14 protein-coding genes are annotated in these 15,756 nt (G+C 43.2%); 12 read left to right on the top strand and 2 right to left on the bottom strand.

Features of this window, described 5'->3' with window-relative positions; genetic code table 11:
- Positions 1-67: 67 nt before the first annotated feature.
- The 12 genes from leuS to lipA all read left to right on the top strand — a co-directional run bounded on the left by leuS (position 68) and on the right by lipA (position 13,032).
- On the top strand, positions 68-2,662 hold the full coding sequence (leuS, locus tag L3V25_RS07870) for a leucine--tRNA ligase (protein WP_237294841.1): 2,595 nt from the start codon (positions 68-70) through the stop codon (positions 2,660-2,662).
- A 128-nt stretch (positions 2,663-2,790) separates the two neighbouring features.
- Positions 2,791-3,510 carry an LPS assembly lipoprotein LptE gene (lptE, locus tag L3V25_RS07865; protein WP_237294840.1) on the top strand — a complete coding sequence of 240 codons (720 nt, stop codon included), beginning with the start codon at positions 2,791-2,793 and terminating at the stop codon, positions 3,508-3,510.
- Between the two features lie 5 nt (positions 3,511-3,515).
- Complete coding sequence (gene holA, locus L3V25_RS07860; RefSeq protein ID WP_237294839.1) at positions 3,516-4,553, top strand: DNA polymerase III subunit delta; 1,038 nt, start codon at positions 3,516-3,518, stop codon at positions 4,551-4,553.
- A gap of 100 nt (positions 4,554-4,653) precedes the next feature.
- On the top strand, positions 4,654-4,971 hold the full coding sequence (gene rsfS, locus L3V25_RS07855; protein WP_237294838.1) for a ribosome silencing factor: 318 nt from the start codon (positions 4,654-4,656) through the stop codon (positions 4,969-4,971).
- A 28-nt stretch (positions 4,972-4,999) separates the two neighbouring features.
- A complete protein-coding gene (rlmH, locus tag L3V25_RS07850) occupies positions 5,000-5,470 on the top strand; it encodes a 23S rRNA (pseudouridine(1915)-N(3))-methyltransferase RlmH (RefSeq protein ID WP_089122503.1) in 471 nt (156 codons plus the stop codon).
- A gap of 6 nt (positions 5,471-5,476) precedes the next feature.
- Positions 5,477-7,384: a penicillin-binding protein 2 gene (gene mrdA, locus L3V25_RS07845; protein ID WP_237294837.1), complete on the top strand. Its 1,908-nt coding sequence runs from the start codon at positions 5,477-5,479 to the stop codon at positions 7,382-7,384.
- 1 nt (position 7,385) lies between these two features.
- Entirely contained in the window at positions 7,386-8,510 is a 1,125-nt protein-coding gene (gene rodA / locus L3V25_RS07840) for a rod shape-determining protein RodA (RefSeq protein ID WP_237294836.1), read from the top strand.
- Between the two features lie 4 nt (positions 8,511-8,514).
- Entirely contained in the window at positions 8,515-9,300 is a 786-nt protein-coding gene (locus L3V25_RS07835; protein ID WP_237294835.1) for a septal ring lytic transglycosylase RlpA family protein, read from the top strand.
- A 146-nt stretch (positions 9,301-9,446) separates the two neighbouring features.
- Entirely contained in the window at positions 9,447-10,634 is a 1,188-nt protein-coding gene (locus L3V25_RS07830; RefSeq protein WP_237294834.1) for a serine hydrolase, read from the top strand.
- 254 nt (positions 10,635-10,888) lie between these two features.
- Positions 10,889-11,158 carry a DUF493 family protein YbeD gene (gene ybeD / locus L3V25_RS07825; protein WP_027697515.1) on the top strand — a complete coding sequence of 90 codons (270 nt, stop codon included), beginning with the start codon at positions 10,889-10,891 and terminating at the stop codon, positions 11,156-11,158.
- Positions 11,159-11,337: 179 nt separating this feature from the next.
- Positions 11,338-12,030: a lipoyl(octanoyl) transferase LipB gene (lipB, locus tag L3V25_RS07820; protein ID WP_237294833.1), complete on the top strand. Its 693-nt coding sequence runs from the start codon at positions 11,338-11,340 to the stop codon at positions 12,028-12,030.
- A 36-nt stretch (positions 12,031-12,066) separates the two neighbouring features.
- On the top strand, positions 12,067-13,032 hold the full coding sequence (gene lipA, locus L3V25_RS07815) for a lipoyl synthase (protein ID WP_237294832.1): 966 nt from the start codon (positions 12,067-12,069) through the stop codon (positions 13,030-13,032).
- 254 nt (positions 13,033-13,286) lie between these two features.
- On the opposite strand, the gene L3V25_RS07810 is transcribed toward lipA, so the two are convergent.
- Both L3V25_RS07810 and proB read right to left on the bottom strand, forming a co-directional pair.
- Complete coding sequence (locus tag L3V25_RS07810) at positions 13,287-14,537, bottom strand: glutamate-5-semialdehyde dehydrogenase (protein WP_237294831.1); 1,251 nt, start codon at positions 14,535-14,537, stop codon at positions 13,287-13,289.
- Positions 14,538-14,565: 28 nt separating this feature from the next.
- Positions 14,566-15,720: a glutamate 5-kinase gene (proB, locus tag L3V25_RS07805; protein ID WP_237294830.1), complete on the bottom strand. Its 1,155-nt coding sequence runs from the start codon at positions 15,718-15,720 to the stop codon at positions 14,566-14,568.
- Positions 15,721-15,756 lie beyond the last annotated feature (36 nt).

Genomic DNA, 15,756 nt, shown 5'->3' with positions numbered 1-15,756 from the left:
TTCTATGCTGATCAAGTATTATCGGTTTTAACCGATCTCACAAATCTACGATTACCGGATATCATCGATGCAAGAGCATAAAGTGAAATTATCAGAACATTATAATCCTCAAGACATTGAGCCAAAGGTTCAACAGCACTGGGATGACAGCAAAATATTTGAAGTAACAGAAGATCCAAGCAAAGAAAAATTCTACTGCTTGTCTATGTTCCCTTACCCAAGTGGCCGCCTGCACATGGGGCACGTTCGTAATTACACTATCGGTGATGTGGTTTCTCGCTACCAGCGTCTACAGGGCAAAAACGTCATGCAACCTATTGGTTGGGATGCGTTTGGTCTACCTGCTGAAAATGCTGCAGTTAAAAACAAAACTGCGCCAGCACCTTGGACTTACGAAAACATCGAATACATGAAAAACCAGCTTAAACTATTAGGCTTTGGTTATGACTGGAACCGTGAGTTTGCGACTTGTACACCTGAATACTACCGTTGGGAACAAGAGTTCTTCACGAAATTATATGAAAAAGGCCTAGTCTACAAAAAAACCTCTTCTGTGAACTGGTGTCCAAACGACATGACGGTTCTTGCTAACGAACAAGTAGAAGACGGTTGCTGCTGGCGTTGTGATACCCCAGTTGAACAAAAAGAAATTCCACAGTGGTTTATTAAAATCACCGAGTACGCACAAGAGTTATTAGACGATCTAGATAACCTAGACGGTTGGCCTGAGATGGTAAAAACCATGCAGCGCAACTGGATCGGTCGCTCTGAAGGTGTTGAATTAACCTTTAAAGTGAAAGACCAAGCTGACCTTGAAGTGTATACCACACGTCCTGACACGCTAATGGGTGTAACTTACGTAGGTATTGCCGCTGGTCACCCACTGGCTACCATTGCTGCACAAAATAACCCAGAACTGGCTGCTTTCTGTGAAGAATGTAAAAACACCAAAGTTGCTGAAGCTGAACTTGCAACAATGGAAAAGAAAGGCATGGATACAGGCCTAACTGCCATTCATCCATTAAACGGCAAAGAAGTACCGGTTTATGTAGCTAACTTTGTATTAATGGATTACGGCACAGGCGCAGTAATGGCAGTTCCATCTCACGATCAACGTGACTTTGAATTCGCAACCAAATACGGCCTAAATATCGAAGCAGTCATTCTTGATGAAGAAGGTAACCAACCAGACGTTTCTGAAGCGGCTTACACTGAAAAAGGTAAGTTATTTAATTCAGGCGAATTCGATGGACTTGATTTCCAAGAGGCTTTTGATGCTATCGCTGCGAAATTAGAATCTGAAGATAAAGGTAAGAAAACCGTTAACTTCCGTCTACGTGACTGGGGCGTATCTCGTCAACGTTACTGGGGCGCACCAATTCCAATGGTGACTACAGATGACGGTGAAGTGCATCCTGTTCCTGCTGACCAACTTCCGGTTATCCTACCTGAAGATGTGGTAATGGACGGTGTAACTAGCCCAATTAAAGCCGATAAAGCATGGGCAGAAACCACTTTCAATGGCGAACATGCACTACGTGAAACGGATACCTTTGATACCTTTATGGAATCATCTTGGTACTACGCACGTTACTGTTCCCCACAAGCGGACGATATTCTAGACCCAGAAAAAGCCAACTACTGGCTACCAGTGGATCAATATGTGGGCGGTATTGAACACGCTTGTATGCACCTATTGTACTCACGCTTCTTCCACAAATTATTACGTGACGCAGGTTATGTAACGTCTGATGAACCGTTCAAGCAGCTGCTTTGTCAAGGTATGGTATTAGCCGATGCTTTCTACCACACCAATGAAAAAGGCACTAAAGAGTGGATAGCTCCAACAGATGTAACCGTTGAGCGTGATGGTAAAGGCCGCATTGAAACAGCGGTTGATAACCAAGGTCGTAACGTTGAGCACTCTGGCATGATCAAAATGTCTAAGTCGAAAAACAACGGTATTGATCCACAAGAAATGGTTGATAAATACGGTGCAGATACTGTTCGTTTATTCATGATGTTCGCTTCTCCTGCTGATATGACACTAGAATGGCAAGAATCAGGTGTAGAAGGTGCAAACCGTTTCTTACGTCGCGTATGGAAATTAGTTGGTGAGCATACGGCTAAAGGTAACGTTGAAGCACTAGATGTTGCAGCATTAACTGGCGACCAAAAAGCGCTACGTCGTGATGTTCATAAAACCATTGCTAAAGTAAGCGATGATGTTGGCCGTCGTCAGACTTTCAACACTGCTATCGCCGCTATCATGGAATTAATGAACAAGCTAGGCAAAGCACCACAAGAAAACGCACAAGATCGCGCGATTCTTGATGAAGCACTAAAAGCGGTTGTTCGCATGCTTTACCCTATCACTCCACATATTTGTCATGAATTATGGAACGCTTTAGGTGAATCAGATGTCGATAGCTGTGAGTGGCCAACATTTGATGAAAAAGCCTTAGTGGAAGATGAGAAACTTATCATCGTTCAGGTGAATGGTAAGCTTCGTGCAAAACTAACGGTTCCTGCTGATATCAGTAAAGATGATATTGAAGCGATGGGCCTAAGTGATGAAAATGTAACTAAGTTCACCGATGGTTTAACGGTTCGTAAAGTCATCTACGTACCAGGTAAACTATTGAACATCGTTGCTAGTTAATCATAAGCACAGATAAAAATTAAAAGCGTAGGCATCGAAAGGTGCTTACGCTTATCTTATAGGTTTTTAGCCAAAGAATTTATAAGATAAGCACCCAACATATTTAAACCGATTTGAGGTACTCCTTAGTGGCACATTTGTTTTCTCGTTCTCATGTACGTCTTCTTGCCATTATCGGCCTAGCCATGATGACCAGCGCATGTGGCTTCCACTTCAGAGGCAGCTATCTACTACCTGAAGAAGTTTCAACCATTTCCGTTACCAGTTTTGACTCTTATAACCAAATCACTCGTGATGTGAAAAACCAATTACGCCTTAACGGTGTGGATGTTGTTTCTCCTGGTGCCAATATCACAAACCTACACCTAGTCAGTGAAACCGCCAATGATGACAGTGATAATGGTCGCACCTTATCCTTGTACCAAAACTCACGAGCGGCGGAATATGAATTGTCTTACCGTGTGTCTTACCAAGTGTCGGTTCCGGGTTATGACAAAAAAACCTTTAACGTTAATATTACTCGTAGTTACCTAGATAACCCATTAGCCGCACTGGCAAAATCGGTTGAACGAGATCTGATTGTTGAAGAGATGCGTGAACAAGCCGCAGAGCAAATCATACGTCAAATGGCTCGTTTGAAAGCCCAGCTAGTCGTTACTCCAGCAGGAAGTGATGAGCTACAAGATTTCCCAACCAATATTGATGGTACTGAGAATCAACCAGAAACCATCACTATTGATGAAGGCGTAGAGCAAACGACTTCTACCAGTGAAGTATCTAGCGCTAGTAAAGTATCAAGTGATAGTGACGAGTCAGTCACCAGCGACTCTCCAACTGAAACGCCGTAATCACCATGCGTATATTTGCCGATAAACTGGCTGAAAACCTCGAGCGAAAATCCTTCCCTATTTATTTATTAATGGGGAACGAGCCTTTATTGCTGCAAGAAAGCAAAGATCTTTTGTATAAACATGCCAAAGATAAAGGCTTCTTAGACAAACAGCGATTTACTCTCGATAAACAAGTTGATTGGAATCAGATATTTGATTGCTGCCAAGCGTTGAGCTTATTTTCTAATCAGCAGATTATTGAGTTAGAGATTCCCGAAACTGGTGTCACCGCTGCGAGCGCCAAAGAACTGGTTAACTTAGCAGGCATGTTAAATCCTGACATTTTATTGGTGGTGATTGGCAATAAGCTGTCGCGTGCTCAAGAAAATACCAAGTGGTTTAAAGCTCTGCATCAAAATGGTCTACTCGTTAGTTGCAATAGCCCGGAGCTGCGTCAGTTACCACAGTTTGTCCAACAACGTTGTCGTAAATTAAAGCTCACACCCGATGCCGAAGCGGTACAAATGCTAGCGCAATGGCATGAAGGTAACTTACTGGCACTGGCGCAAAGCTTAGAGAAATTAGCGCTATTGTACCCAGATGGTAATCTGACTCTGCCAAGAGTAGAGACATCACTAAGCCGACATAACCACTTTACTCCTTTTCAATGGACCGATGCCCTCCTTGCGGGCCAAGCCAAACGAGCTCAGCGAATCTTGCGTCAACTGCAAGCCGAAGGCCAAGAGGCTATTATATTACTGCGCACCATCCAAAAAGAACTCTTTCTACTTATCGAAATGAGACAAGCTTTTGATCATGGCGCGGTACTCGGTAAAATATTTGATCAACACCGAATCTGGCAAAACAAACGCCCACTCTATACATCGGCACTACAACGATTAAACTTAGCGTTTTTACAAAAACAAGTTCATCTATTGTGCCAATTAGAGTTGTCGGTCAAAACAACCTTTGATCAAGAACCTTGGCCAAAGCTCAGCCAACTATCCATCGAGCTATGCCAACCGACAGCGGCGTTATCTCGTTTAGATCAACCTATTTGACCACCCAATAGACTTTCAATTCGGTGGTTTCTTTCCAAACCCGGTATTTCCCCTTACCATTAAGAAGTACCATTAAATACCATATTAAAGAGGCAATACTTTGCAACTGAATGAGTTAAAAGATTTTCTTGCTGATAAAGCAGATGACATGAAAGCTGAAAACATCATCACACTAGATGTTAAAGGTAAATCAAGCGTAACTGACTACATGATCGTATGTACTGGCACCTCAAAACGCCACGTTGCTTCCATTGCAGATAATGTTGCGAAAGAAGCGAAAATCGCCGGCATTGAAGCTTTAGGTATTGATGGTGAAGATGAAGGCGAATGGGTCGTAGTCGATATGGGATCAGTCATGGTTCATATCATGCAAGAAGCATCTCGTGATTTATACCAATTGGAAAAACTGTGGGGTTAATACCCTACCACTCTGTTGGAGCCAGTAAGTGAAAATTCAACTTATTGCAGTCGGAACCAAGATGCCTAAATGGGTCGAAGACGGTTTTTACGAATATCAGCGTCGCTTCCCAAGTGATATGCCGTTTGATTTAGTCGAAATTCCAGCCGGAAAACGTGGCAAAAATGCTGATATTGCAAGGATTCTGCAAAAAGAAGGCGAAGCGATGCTAGCCGCTGTACCTAAAGGGAATCGCATTATAACATTAGACATTCCAGGCAAACGTTGGGATACCGGTCAATTGGCTTCTCAACTCGATGCTTGGAAACTAGATGGCCGTGATGTGTCGATTTTAATTGGTGGCCCTGAAGGACTTGCGCCAGCGTGTAAGGCTGCTGCCGATCAAAGTTGGTCATTATCACCACTGACTTTGCCACACCCAATGGTTCGCGTGATCATGGCTGAAAGCCTATACCGAGCTTGGAGCGTCACAGCTAATCACCCGTACCACCGAGAATAATAAAGAATGAGACGTAGACGTAGCCAAATACGCGATTACACTGCTGAAGCTAAATTGTTCGCACGACGCTCAATTGTTGCGTTTATGGGCATCATTGTGTTGGTTGGCATTTTGCTAGCCAACCTTTATTACATCCAAGTCGATCAATACCAAGACTATAAAACTCGTTCAAACGACAACCGAATTAAAATTGTCCCGATCGCGCCCAATCGCGGTCTTATTTACGATCGTAATGGTGAATTACTGGCGTCTAACCGCCCGGTATATAGCCTTGAAATTACGCCAGAAAAAGTCCCTGATATCGATAAGACCATCGAAGAGCTGCGTAAAATTTTAACCATTACTGATGAGCAAGTTGCTGCCTTCCAAAAAGAGCGACTGCACATTAGACACTACAAACCGGTTCCACTATTAACTCAGTTAACTAACGAACAAGTAGCTAAGTTTTCTGTCGACCAATATAAGTTTCCTGGGGTAGAAATCACTGCCGCCTTGAAACGTTATTATCCGTACGGTTCCTCCTTAACCCATGTTTTGGGCTATGTTTCTCGCATCAATGACCGCGATATTTTGCGCTTAACCGAAGAAGATAAAGTCTCTAATTATCAAGCAACTCGTGATATTGGTAAGTTAGGCATCGAACGTTATTACGAAGATGTTTTACACGGCACATCTGGCTATCAGGAAGTGGAAGTTAACAGCCGAGGCCGCATCATTCGTACTTTAAAATACGTGCCGCCTATTCCAGGCAAAGATATCGTTCTCAACTTAGATATTAAGCTACAGCAATACGCTTATAAATTAATGGATCACCGCCGTGGCTCGATCATTATTCTCGATCCTGCTGATAATGGCGTTCTCGCGATGGTATCTAGCCCAAGTTATGATCCCAATGCCTTTGTTCATGGCATCAGTGGTAAGGCCTATAGTAAATTATTAAATGATCCAGACCGCCCATTGGTAAACCGAGCAACTTTAGGGATCTACCCACCCGCTTCGACGGTGAAACCGTTTATTGCGGTATCGGCATTAACCGAAGGCGTGATCACCACCAAAACCACCCGTAATGATCCGGGAATTTGGTATATCCCGCATGCACGAAGCCATAAAGGTTATCGCGACTGGAGCCGCTGGGGACACGGTGTGGTTGATGTCAAAAAATCCATTGAAGAATCGGTTGATACTTTCTACTACCAAATCGCATTTGATCTCGGTATCGATCGCCTGTCTAAATGGATGAATAAATTCGGTTTTGGTGAATATACCGGTATTGATTTACATGAAGAAAGCAGCGCCAATATGCCGACTCGTGACTGGAAAATGGCTCGCCACCGCACGCCTTGGTATCAAGGTGACACTATACCTGTCGGTATTGGGCAAGGTTATTGGACAGCAACACCGATGCAAATTGCTAAAGCATTATCGGTATTAGTTTCACACGGTAAAGTGCGAGCGCCTCACCTTCTTCGTGCGACTATCGATAAATCCGAACCCGATCAAAAACCAGTATTGAGCCCAATCAAAACATTCCCGACCATTACTGGAGTTAAAGATTCTGATTGGGAAATCGCCAAAGAAGGCATGCACTTGGTTGCGACAGGTTCTCGAGGCACCGCACGCCGTTCTTTCTATGGTGCAAAATATGAAGCTGCCGTCAAATCCGGTACCGCACAGGTTTATGGATTAAAAGAAGGTGAGAAATATAACGCCGATGAAGTCGCAGAACACTTACGCGATCACGCATTATTAATGGGCTTCGCACCGTTGGAAGATCCTAAACTTATCGTCGCCATGGTGCTTGAAAATGCCGGTGGTGGCTCTGGCGTCGGCGGCCCAATCGCCCGTGAAATTTTTGACCATGTACTCGTTGAATCACCTGATGACGCGGATGCAGATAAAGAGGATAACAAGTAGTATGAAAATGGATCCTGCCACTGGGCAAAACCGTTCATTTTTCGAACGATTGCATATCGACCTACCTCTACTACTTGGTATCTTATTATTGATGGGAATTGGTCTAGTTATCATGTATAGCGCCAGTGGACAAAGCTATGAAATGATGGACAAGCAAGCCATGAGGATGTTGCTATCTCTAACCGTCATGTTTGCTGTCGCCCAAGTAAAGCCAAGAACAATGGAATCCTTAGCGCCAAGCTTATACTTCATCGGGATCATCTTATTGCTCGGTGTATTGTTCTTTGGCGAGACTTCTAAAGGCGCTCAACGTTGGTTAAGTCTAGGCTTTGGCCCACGCTTTCAGCCATCGGAAATTTTGAAGTTAGTTGTGCCTTTAATGATTGCAAGGTACATCGGTAAACAACCTCTACCCCCGACATTCCGTACCTTAGCGGTGTCATTAATTTTGGTCTGCTTACCGACTATTTTAATCGCTAAACAACCAGACTTAGGAACGTCAATACTGATTGCCGCTTCAGGTATTTTCGTTATTTTCCTCGCCGGTATCCGTTGGCGAATTATCATTGCCGCTGCTGCTGCAATCGGTGGATTCATTCCAATCCTCTGGTTCTTTTTAATGCACGAGTACCAGAAAACTCGGGTGAGAACATTATTTGATCCAGAATCCGATCCGCTTGGGGCGGGTTACCATATTATTCAAAGTAAAATCGCCATTGGCTCTGGCGGCTTGACTGGCAAAGGCTGGTTGCATGGAACCCAATCGCAACTTGAATTTGTTCCAGAGCGACATACTGACTTTATCTTTGCAGTTATCGCAGAAGAATGGGGTATTATCGGCGTGACATTTTTGCTCTCGGTATACTTATTCATCATCGCACGTGGTTTATATTTAGCGACACAAGCGCAAACTGCTTTCGGTCGAATGATGGCAGGCAGTGTTGTACTTAGCTTCTTTGTTTATGTTTTTGTAAATATTGGCATGGTAAGCGGCATTTTACCTGTAGTAGGTGTACCTTTGCCGCTAATCAGCTACGGTGGTACCTCGATGATCACTCTGTTGGTTGGTTTCGGTATTTTAATGTCAATTCACACTCATAGAAAAATGCTTTCAAAGGCGAATTAAATTAATGAAAAAATATTGCCGTTACGGCCTATGGATGGCCTTCACTCTTTTAGCGGGTTGCTCATCGTCTCCAGATGAGCGATACAAACTATCAGATGATGTCGCACCTGAAGATCCAATTTCTGTCGCCAATGTAGAAGATGCCCACCCTCGCTATGAGCCTTTTAGCCGTGGTGGTAACCGTGACTACACCCTACGTGGTAAAGATTATAAAATCGTAAAAGACACCAAAGACTTTACTCAATCAGGCTATGCTTCTTGGTACGGTAAGAAATTTCATGGTCATTTGACGTCAAACGGCGAAGTGTACGATATGTATTCCATGTCTGCGGCACACAAAACCTTGCCTATTCCTAGCTATGTCAAAGTCACCAACACCGCAAATGGTAAAACCGCTATCGTTCGAATTAACGACCGTGGACCTTTCCATGACGGTCGTATTATTGATTTAAGTTACGCCGCAGCTTACAAACTCGGTGTCTACCAAGCGGGTACTGCTCCAGTCAAAATTGACTATATTACGGTTCCTAAAAGCAAGGTCGATCATGCTTATTCAAAACAAGAATATCTGATCCAAGTCGCCGCCGTTTCTGATTCCGAAAAAGCGCGAACTTTAGCGAAAAATCTTGGTCAAAAATACGCATCACAATACAGTGTCGAAAATTCGAGCAGTATTAATCGCATCATGCTTGGCCCTTGGAAAGATCAAGACCAAGCGAATGAAGTGCTTCATAAACTTCAACAAAGCGGCTACCAATCCGCCTTTATGAAACACCGAACGCGTAAATAAAATCGACCAAACCTTAGCTCTTTATCGTCTAGCGGTTAAACGATCTTGCTAATTTCGTAGACTTTGATCCATATCTGATTTCTAGAAAAGTTTCTGTTAGAATACGAAAAATTTACTTCCACTAAAATATTGATAGCATTTATCTCATGAAAAATACGGCTAAATATCTAACATCATTGCTAGTACCTTCATTAGCACTTTCAGCATCTTTGGTTTCATTGAATGCTTCTGCATCCGACCCTATCGTAGTGCCTAATGCTCCAGAAATTGCAGCACAAAGCTTTGTGTTAATGGATTACCATTCAGGCAAAATCTTAGCTGAGAAAAATATGGATGAGCGTCGCCACCCTGCGAGCTTAACTAAAATGCTAACCAGCTACGTAATTGGTCAAGAACTTAAATCAGGTAGCATTTCACGCTCTGATGAAGTTGTGATCAGTGAAAAAGCTTGGGCGAAAAACTTCCCTGATTCTTCAAAAATGTTCATCGAAGTGGGCAAAACGGTAACGGTTGATAAATTAAACCAAGGCATCATCGTGACTTCAGGTAACGATGCTTGTGTTGCGATGGCTGAGCACATTGCCGGCTCTGAAGATTCATTTGTTGATTTAATGAACCAGTGGGCACAAAAAATCGGCATGGTGAATTCTCACTTTGTGAACGTTCACGGCCTAGACAACGATGAGCATTTCTCGACTGCACACGACTTTGCTATTTTAGGTGCTGCGTTAATTCGTGACGTACCAGAAGAATACAAACTCTACGCTCAAAAATCATTCACTTACAACGGCATTACTCAATACAACCGTAATGGTCTATTGTGGGATAAGAGCATGCACGTAGATGGCATTAAAACAGGCCATACAAGCGGTGCAGGTTATAACCTAGTGACTTCTGCAACAGAAGGCGATATGCGCCTAGTATCTGTTGTTATGGGTACTAAGAGTGAAAACGCTCGTAAAGCAGAGAGCAAAAAGCTTCTAAACTTTGGCTTCCGCTTCTTTGAAACCGTTGCGCCACACAAAGCGGGCGAAGAGTTCGTTAAAGAAAAAATCTGGATGGGCGATAAGAGCGAAATCTCTTTAGGTGTACAAGAGAATACTTTTGTTACCGTACCTCGTGGTCAAGCGAAAAACCTAGCGGCTAGCTTTGTGTTAGATAAAGAGCTTAAAGCTCCTATCAACAAAGGTGAAGTAGTTGGTAAACTGTTCTACCAATTAAATGGTAAAGACGTTGCTGAGTACCCACTTGTTGCTCAAGAAGATGTTAAAGAAGGGGGCATTTTCAGCCGCCTAATCGACTACATCATTCTACTATTTAAGAGCTGGTTCTAAGTCTCTTATAACAGTTAAGTAGAACTCGCTAACTTCAAAAGCCGCTTTCATTGCGGCTTTTTTTGTTTTTTTGATGCTCAACGCCTCGATATGATAAACCGTTAATTTTATTTATATTCCTAATCAATACCCCATCGACTTAAAACAAAAGCACATAATCTATGCGATATGGATAGTACGTGATAGTTGAGATCCTACGTCAATCCCATTACTATTCACGCTTTATCGCACCTTTCCCCTTTCAGGAGCACGGTATGCAAGAGCAACCAAAACTAAAAGATTTACTTGAATTCCCATGCCAATTTACCTACAAAGTGATGGGCTATGCGAAACCAGAATTACCGGATCTTGTTCTAAGCGTTATTCAAAAACACGCACCAGGTGATTACTCTCCAAGCGTCAAACCAAGCGGTAAAGGTACTTACAACTCAGTATCAGTAACCATTACTGCCACTTCAATTGAGCAAGTTGAAACTTTATATAAAGAGCTTGGTGAAATTGAAATCGTACGCATGGTTTTATAACGCATCTTTTATAGAGAACGTTTATAAAAACAAAGTTTGGATCAGTTCAAATAACGACAACAAACCGCTATACCCTTACTGCTTATCCGTAGTTAGTATTGATAAACAAGTTTATAATCGTTAGCTGATCCAGTTTTAGCCTCCTTCACTACACATCACTCTGCGTTAGGATTTTGCACATGGATAGTCAATCAGCTCAGGCCGAGACATTAGAATCCCCTACTGCGTCGCCAAATCATGTTGTGATTAGGCAACTCGGTCGTCAAGACTACCTTCCTGTTTGGCAAGCGATGCATCAATTTACTGATCAAAGAGATGCTCAGACAGTTGATGAAGTTTGGCTAGTTGAACACAATCCCGTCTTCACCCAAGGTCAGGCTGGTAAAGTTGAACACTTATTAAATACTGGAGATATTCCAGTGGTGCAGAGTGACCGTGGCGGACAGGTGACCTATCATGGGCCGGGGCAAATTGTCGCTTACTTCATGATAAACTTACGCCGTAAAAATATCGGTGTGCGTGAACTGGTAACAAATATCGAAAATATCGTCATTGCCACTCTCAATGAATTTGGCATCACATCCGCCGCACGACCAGATGCTCCGGGTGTGTATGTTGAACAGCGTAAAATCTGCTCATTAGGTTTACGCATTCGTAAAGGATGTTCTTTTCATGGCCTAGCCTTAAACGTCAATATGGATTTATCACCATTTTTACGTATTAACCCTTGTGGGTATGCAGGCATGGAAATGATACAAGTTAAAGATGTTAACGGACCAAACTCCGTTGCCAGTGTTGAAGCCGTGTTAATTGAAAAAATCACTCAGCAACTTGAATATACCCAAGTTGACGTTACGACAGAAAGCCGCTGAAAATCAGCACCCGCTTTAAAAAGTAAGTAGGAAGTTATGAGTAAACCAATCCAAATGGAAAAAGGCGTTAAGTATCGTGACGCTGATAAAATGGCACTAATTCCAACCAAGACGGTTGCAGTGGAAAAGACGGAGATCTTACGCAAGCCGGAATGGATGAAAATAAAACTGCCTGCTGATAGTCAGCGTATTCAAGATATCAAAGCTGCGATGCGTAAAAATGATCTTCACTCAGTTTGTGAAGAAGCATCTTGCCCTAACCTTGCCGAATGCTTTAATCACGGCACCGCGACCTTTATGATCTTAGGCGCGATTTGTACTCGTCGTTGTCCTTTCTGTGATGTGGCGCATGGTCGCCCTAATGCACCGGAAACCAATGAACCACAGAAACTGGCGCAAACTATTTCTGATATGAAACTAAAATACGTAGTGATCACCTCGGTTGACCGAGATGATCTACGTGATGGTGGCGCACAACACTTTGCTGAGTGTAATAAAGCGATTCGTGAAAAGAATCCAAATATTAAAATTGAAACGTTAGTGCCTGATTTCCGTGGTCGTATGGATGTCGCACTAGATCTAATGAAAGACAATCCGCCAGATGTGTTCAACCACAACCTAGAAACTGCGCCTCGCTTATACCGCCGAGCTCGCCCTGGTGCCAACTATAAATGGTCTCTGCAACTCCTGCAGAAATTTAAACAGCAACATCCGCATATTCCAACCAAGTCTGGCTTAATGATGGGCTTAGGTGAAACCAAAGAAGAGATTGTCGAAGTACTGAAAGATCTACGTGCTCACGGCGTGACGATGCTGACACTAGGACAATACTTAGCACCAAGCCGTCACCACTTGCCGGTTGAACGCTATGTACCGCCTTCTGAGTTTGATGAGCTAAAAGAAATCGCTCTAGAACTAGGCTTTACCCATGCCGCATGTGGCCCATTCGTACGTTCTTCGTACCATGCCGATATGCAAGCACAAGGGATTGAAATAAAGTAGGTTACGAGATCCGAGTACGCTTCGCTTCGAGTTCCGAAGAGAAATTAAGCGGCTATTTACAGCCTTAAGATACACGTAAGTTATTTCGAGTTAGACATAAAAAAAGATCGTGGTCCTCACCACGATCTTTTTTTATTTTGAACAATACGGAATTTAAAGGACAAAGACTGAATTTCAAACGGCCAATCTTTTTGAGCTTTTTCTCGCGACTCGAAGCGAAGCGCTCTCGAAACTCGCAACCTCCGCGCAGCGGATTAGCTTCGAATTAAATAATCCGCCTTACCCACCCACTTATAACTTGTCAGCTCTTCTAAGCCCATAGGGCCGCGTGCATGTAGCTTTTGAGTAGATACTGCCACTTCCGCACCCAAACCAAATTGAGCGCCATCAGTGAAGCGTGTAGAAGCATTAACGTATACTGCTGCTGAACCTGCCGAGTTAATGAATAATTCAGCATTACGGATTGATTCTGTCATGATGGCATCAGAGTGACTCGCATTATGCACTTGCATATGGTCAATCGCCTCCGCAATATCGCTAACGACTTTGATGCCTAAGGTGTAGCTTAACCATTCGGTATCAAAATCACCTTCTTGAGCATCACGTACTTGCTCATTTTCACCTAATATTGCTTTTGCTTTTGGTTCGGCCACTAAAGCTACTTTTTCACCGAGCTGTTTTGCCAGTTTAGGTAAAAACTCAGCAGCAACTTTTTCATGCACCAATAAGGTATCCAGAGAGTTACAAGCCGATGGACGCTGTACTTTCGCATTTTCAATCACATCGATTGATTTCACTAAGTCTGCCGTTTCATCGACAAAAATATGACTGATACCAAAGCCACCGATGATCACCGGAATCGTGCTATTTTCTTTACACATTTTGTGCAGACCCGCACCACCGCGAGGAATGATCATATCGACATAATCATCCAGTTTTAGCAATTGTGAAACCAATTCACGATCAGGCTTTTCAATGTATTGCACCGAAGCAGCAGGTAGGCCGACTTTTTCAAGCGCAATTTGAATCACTTTGACCAATTCCATATTAGAAAAGAAGGTCTCTTTGCCACCACGCAAAATGCTGGCATTACCGGTTTTCAAACACAAGGCGGCAATATCAATCGTCACATTAGGGCGTGCTTCGTAAATCACCCCGACAACCCCTAAAGGCACGCGACGGCGTGAAAGTGACATGCCACTTTCTAGAACTTTACTGTCAATCTCACTACCAACTGGATCATTAAGATTAATCACATTACGCACATCAGCCGCAATGCCCGCTAAACGAGATTCATTGAGCAACAAACGATCTAACAGCGCATCGGTTAAACCCGCTTGACGACCTAATTCAATGTCTTGGGCATTAGCCGCTAAAATCGTACTCGCATTTGCTTCAAGCTCATCTGCAATGATCGAGAGTGCTTTATTTTTTTGAGCAGTTGACGCTGTCGCTAATTGAAATGCGGCTTGCTTGGCCGCTTGACCCATTAATGTTAAATCCACAATCTTTTCCTTAAATTCTTTTGCCAAACTATTCTTGAATAACAACCAAATCATCGCGATGGATAATGGTGGCACCATACGCATAGCCTAGTGTTGCTTCAATCTCAGTACTGTGTTTACCGATCAATAGCGCTAACTCGGTATCTGAATAGCTCACAATACCTTTGGCTAACAATTGCCCTTGCTGATTACGCAAACGAACCACATCTCCGCGCGAGAAAGTGCCTTGAGTCTGCGTGATGCCTTTGGCTAATAAACTACTACCTCGCTCGATAACGGCTTTGGCGGCACCATCATCTAAAACCAAATCGCCCACAGAAGCAGGGCCCGCTAAGATCCAGCGTTTACGGTTTTCTAATGACTCTTCTAAAGCCAGAAAGCGTGTACCTTGAGGATTATCACTCAAAGTATCAACAATCACATTTGGACTGCTTCCTGCGGCAATCACTACTTCAATACCAGTACGTCTTGCAATATCCGCCGCCTGTAATTTCGTTGCCATGCCACCAGTACCTAAAGTCGTCCCACTGCCACCGGCGATTTTACGCAGTGTTTCATCAATGGTTTTCACTTCGCGGATTAATTCTGCATCAGGGTTCTTTCTAGGATCGGCTGTGAATAAACCCGACTGATCGGTCAATAGCAACAGTTTATCGGCGCCACATAAAATACCAACTAATGCCGAAAGGTTATCATTATCGCCAACTTTGATTTCAGTTGTTGCGACCGCATCATTTTCATTAACCACTGGCACAATGCCATGTTCAATTAAGGCATTAATGGTATCTCTCGCATTCAGAAAACGTTCACGGTCTTTCAAATCAGCACGGGTGAGCAGCATTTGTCCAATTTTAATTCCGTACAATTCAAATAATGACTCCCAAACTTGAATCAAGCGGCTTTGCCCAACGGCGGCTAATAATTGCTTACTTGCCATCGAGTTGGGTAATGCGGGGTAACCAAGATGCTCTCGCCCTGCAGCAATTGCGCCAGAAGAGACAATAACAATTTGATGGCCTTGATTTTTTAGCTCTGCACATTGGCGAACAAGGTCAACCATACGAGCTTTATTAATTTCTAAGGTTCCGCCGGTCAGCACGCTGGTTCCCAATTTTACCACTATGGTTTGAGATTCCACTTGGCTGTTGTTTCCGCTTTGATTTGAAGAGGCTTGAGTTGACATGTGTTTCCTGTCAAAAATGAAAATAATAAAAGGGTG

It is taken from the genome of Vibrio sp. CK2-1, from assembly GCF_021726515.1.
Lineage (GTDB): Bacteria > Pseudomonadota > Gammaproteobacteria > Enterobacterales > Vibrionaceae > Vibrio.
Note: the sequence above shows the minus strand (reverse complement) of the source record. Positions and strands in the feature narration are given on the sequence as shown.

Excerpts from the sequence above, each read along its gene's own strand:
- holA (WP_237294839.1), top strand. The coding sequence starts at position 3,516 with ATGCGTATATTTGCCGATAAACTGGCTGAAAACCTCGAGCGAAAATCC.
- L3V25_RS07830 (WP_237294834.1), top strand. The coding sequence starts at position 9,447 with ATGAAAAATACGGCTAAATATCTAACATCATTGCTAGTACCTTCATTA.
- L3V25_RS07835 (WP_237294835.1), top strand. The coding sequence starts at position 8,515 with ATGAAAAAATATTGCCGTTACGGCCTATGGATGGCCTTCACTCTTTTA.
- rodA (WP_237294836.1), top strand. The coding sequence starts at position 7,386 with ATGAAAATGGATCCTGCCACTGGGCAAAACCGTTCATTTTTCGAACGA.
- proB (WP_237294830.1), bottom strand. The coding sequence starts at position 15,720 with ATGTCAACTCAAGCCTCTTCAAATCAAAGCGGAAACAACAGCCAAGTG.
- ybeD (WP_027697515.1), top strand. The coding sequence starts at position 10,889 with ATGCAAGAGCAACCAAAACTAAAAGATTTACTTGAATTCCCATGCCAA.
- lipB (WP_237294833.1), top strand. The coding sequence starts at position 11,338 with ATGGATAGTCAATCAGCTCAGGCCGAGACATTAGAATCCCCTACTGCG.
- mrdA (WP_237294837.1), top strand. The coding sequence starts at position 5,477 with ATGAGACGTAGACGTAGCCAAATACGCGATTACACTGCTGAAGCTAAA.
- lipA (WP_237294832.1), top strand. The coding sequence starts at position 12,067 with ATGAGTAAACCAATCCAAATGGAAAAAGGCGTTAAGTATCGTGACGCT.
- leuS (WP_237294841.1), top strand. The coding sequence starts at position 68 with ATGCAAGAGCATAAAGTGAAATTATCAGAACATTATAATCCTCAAGAC.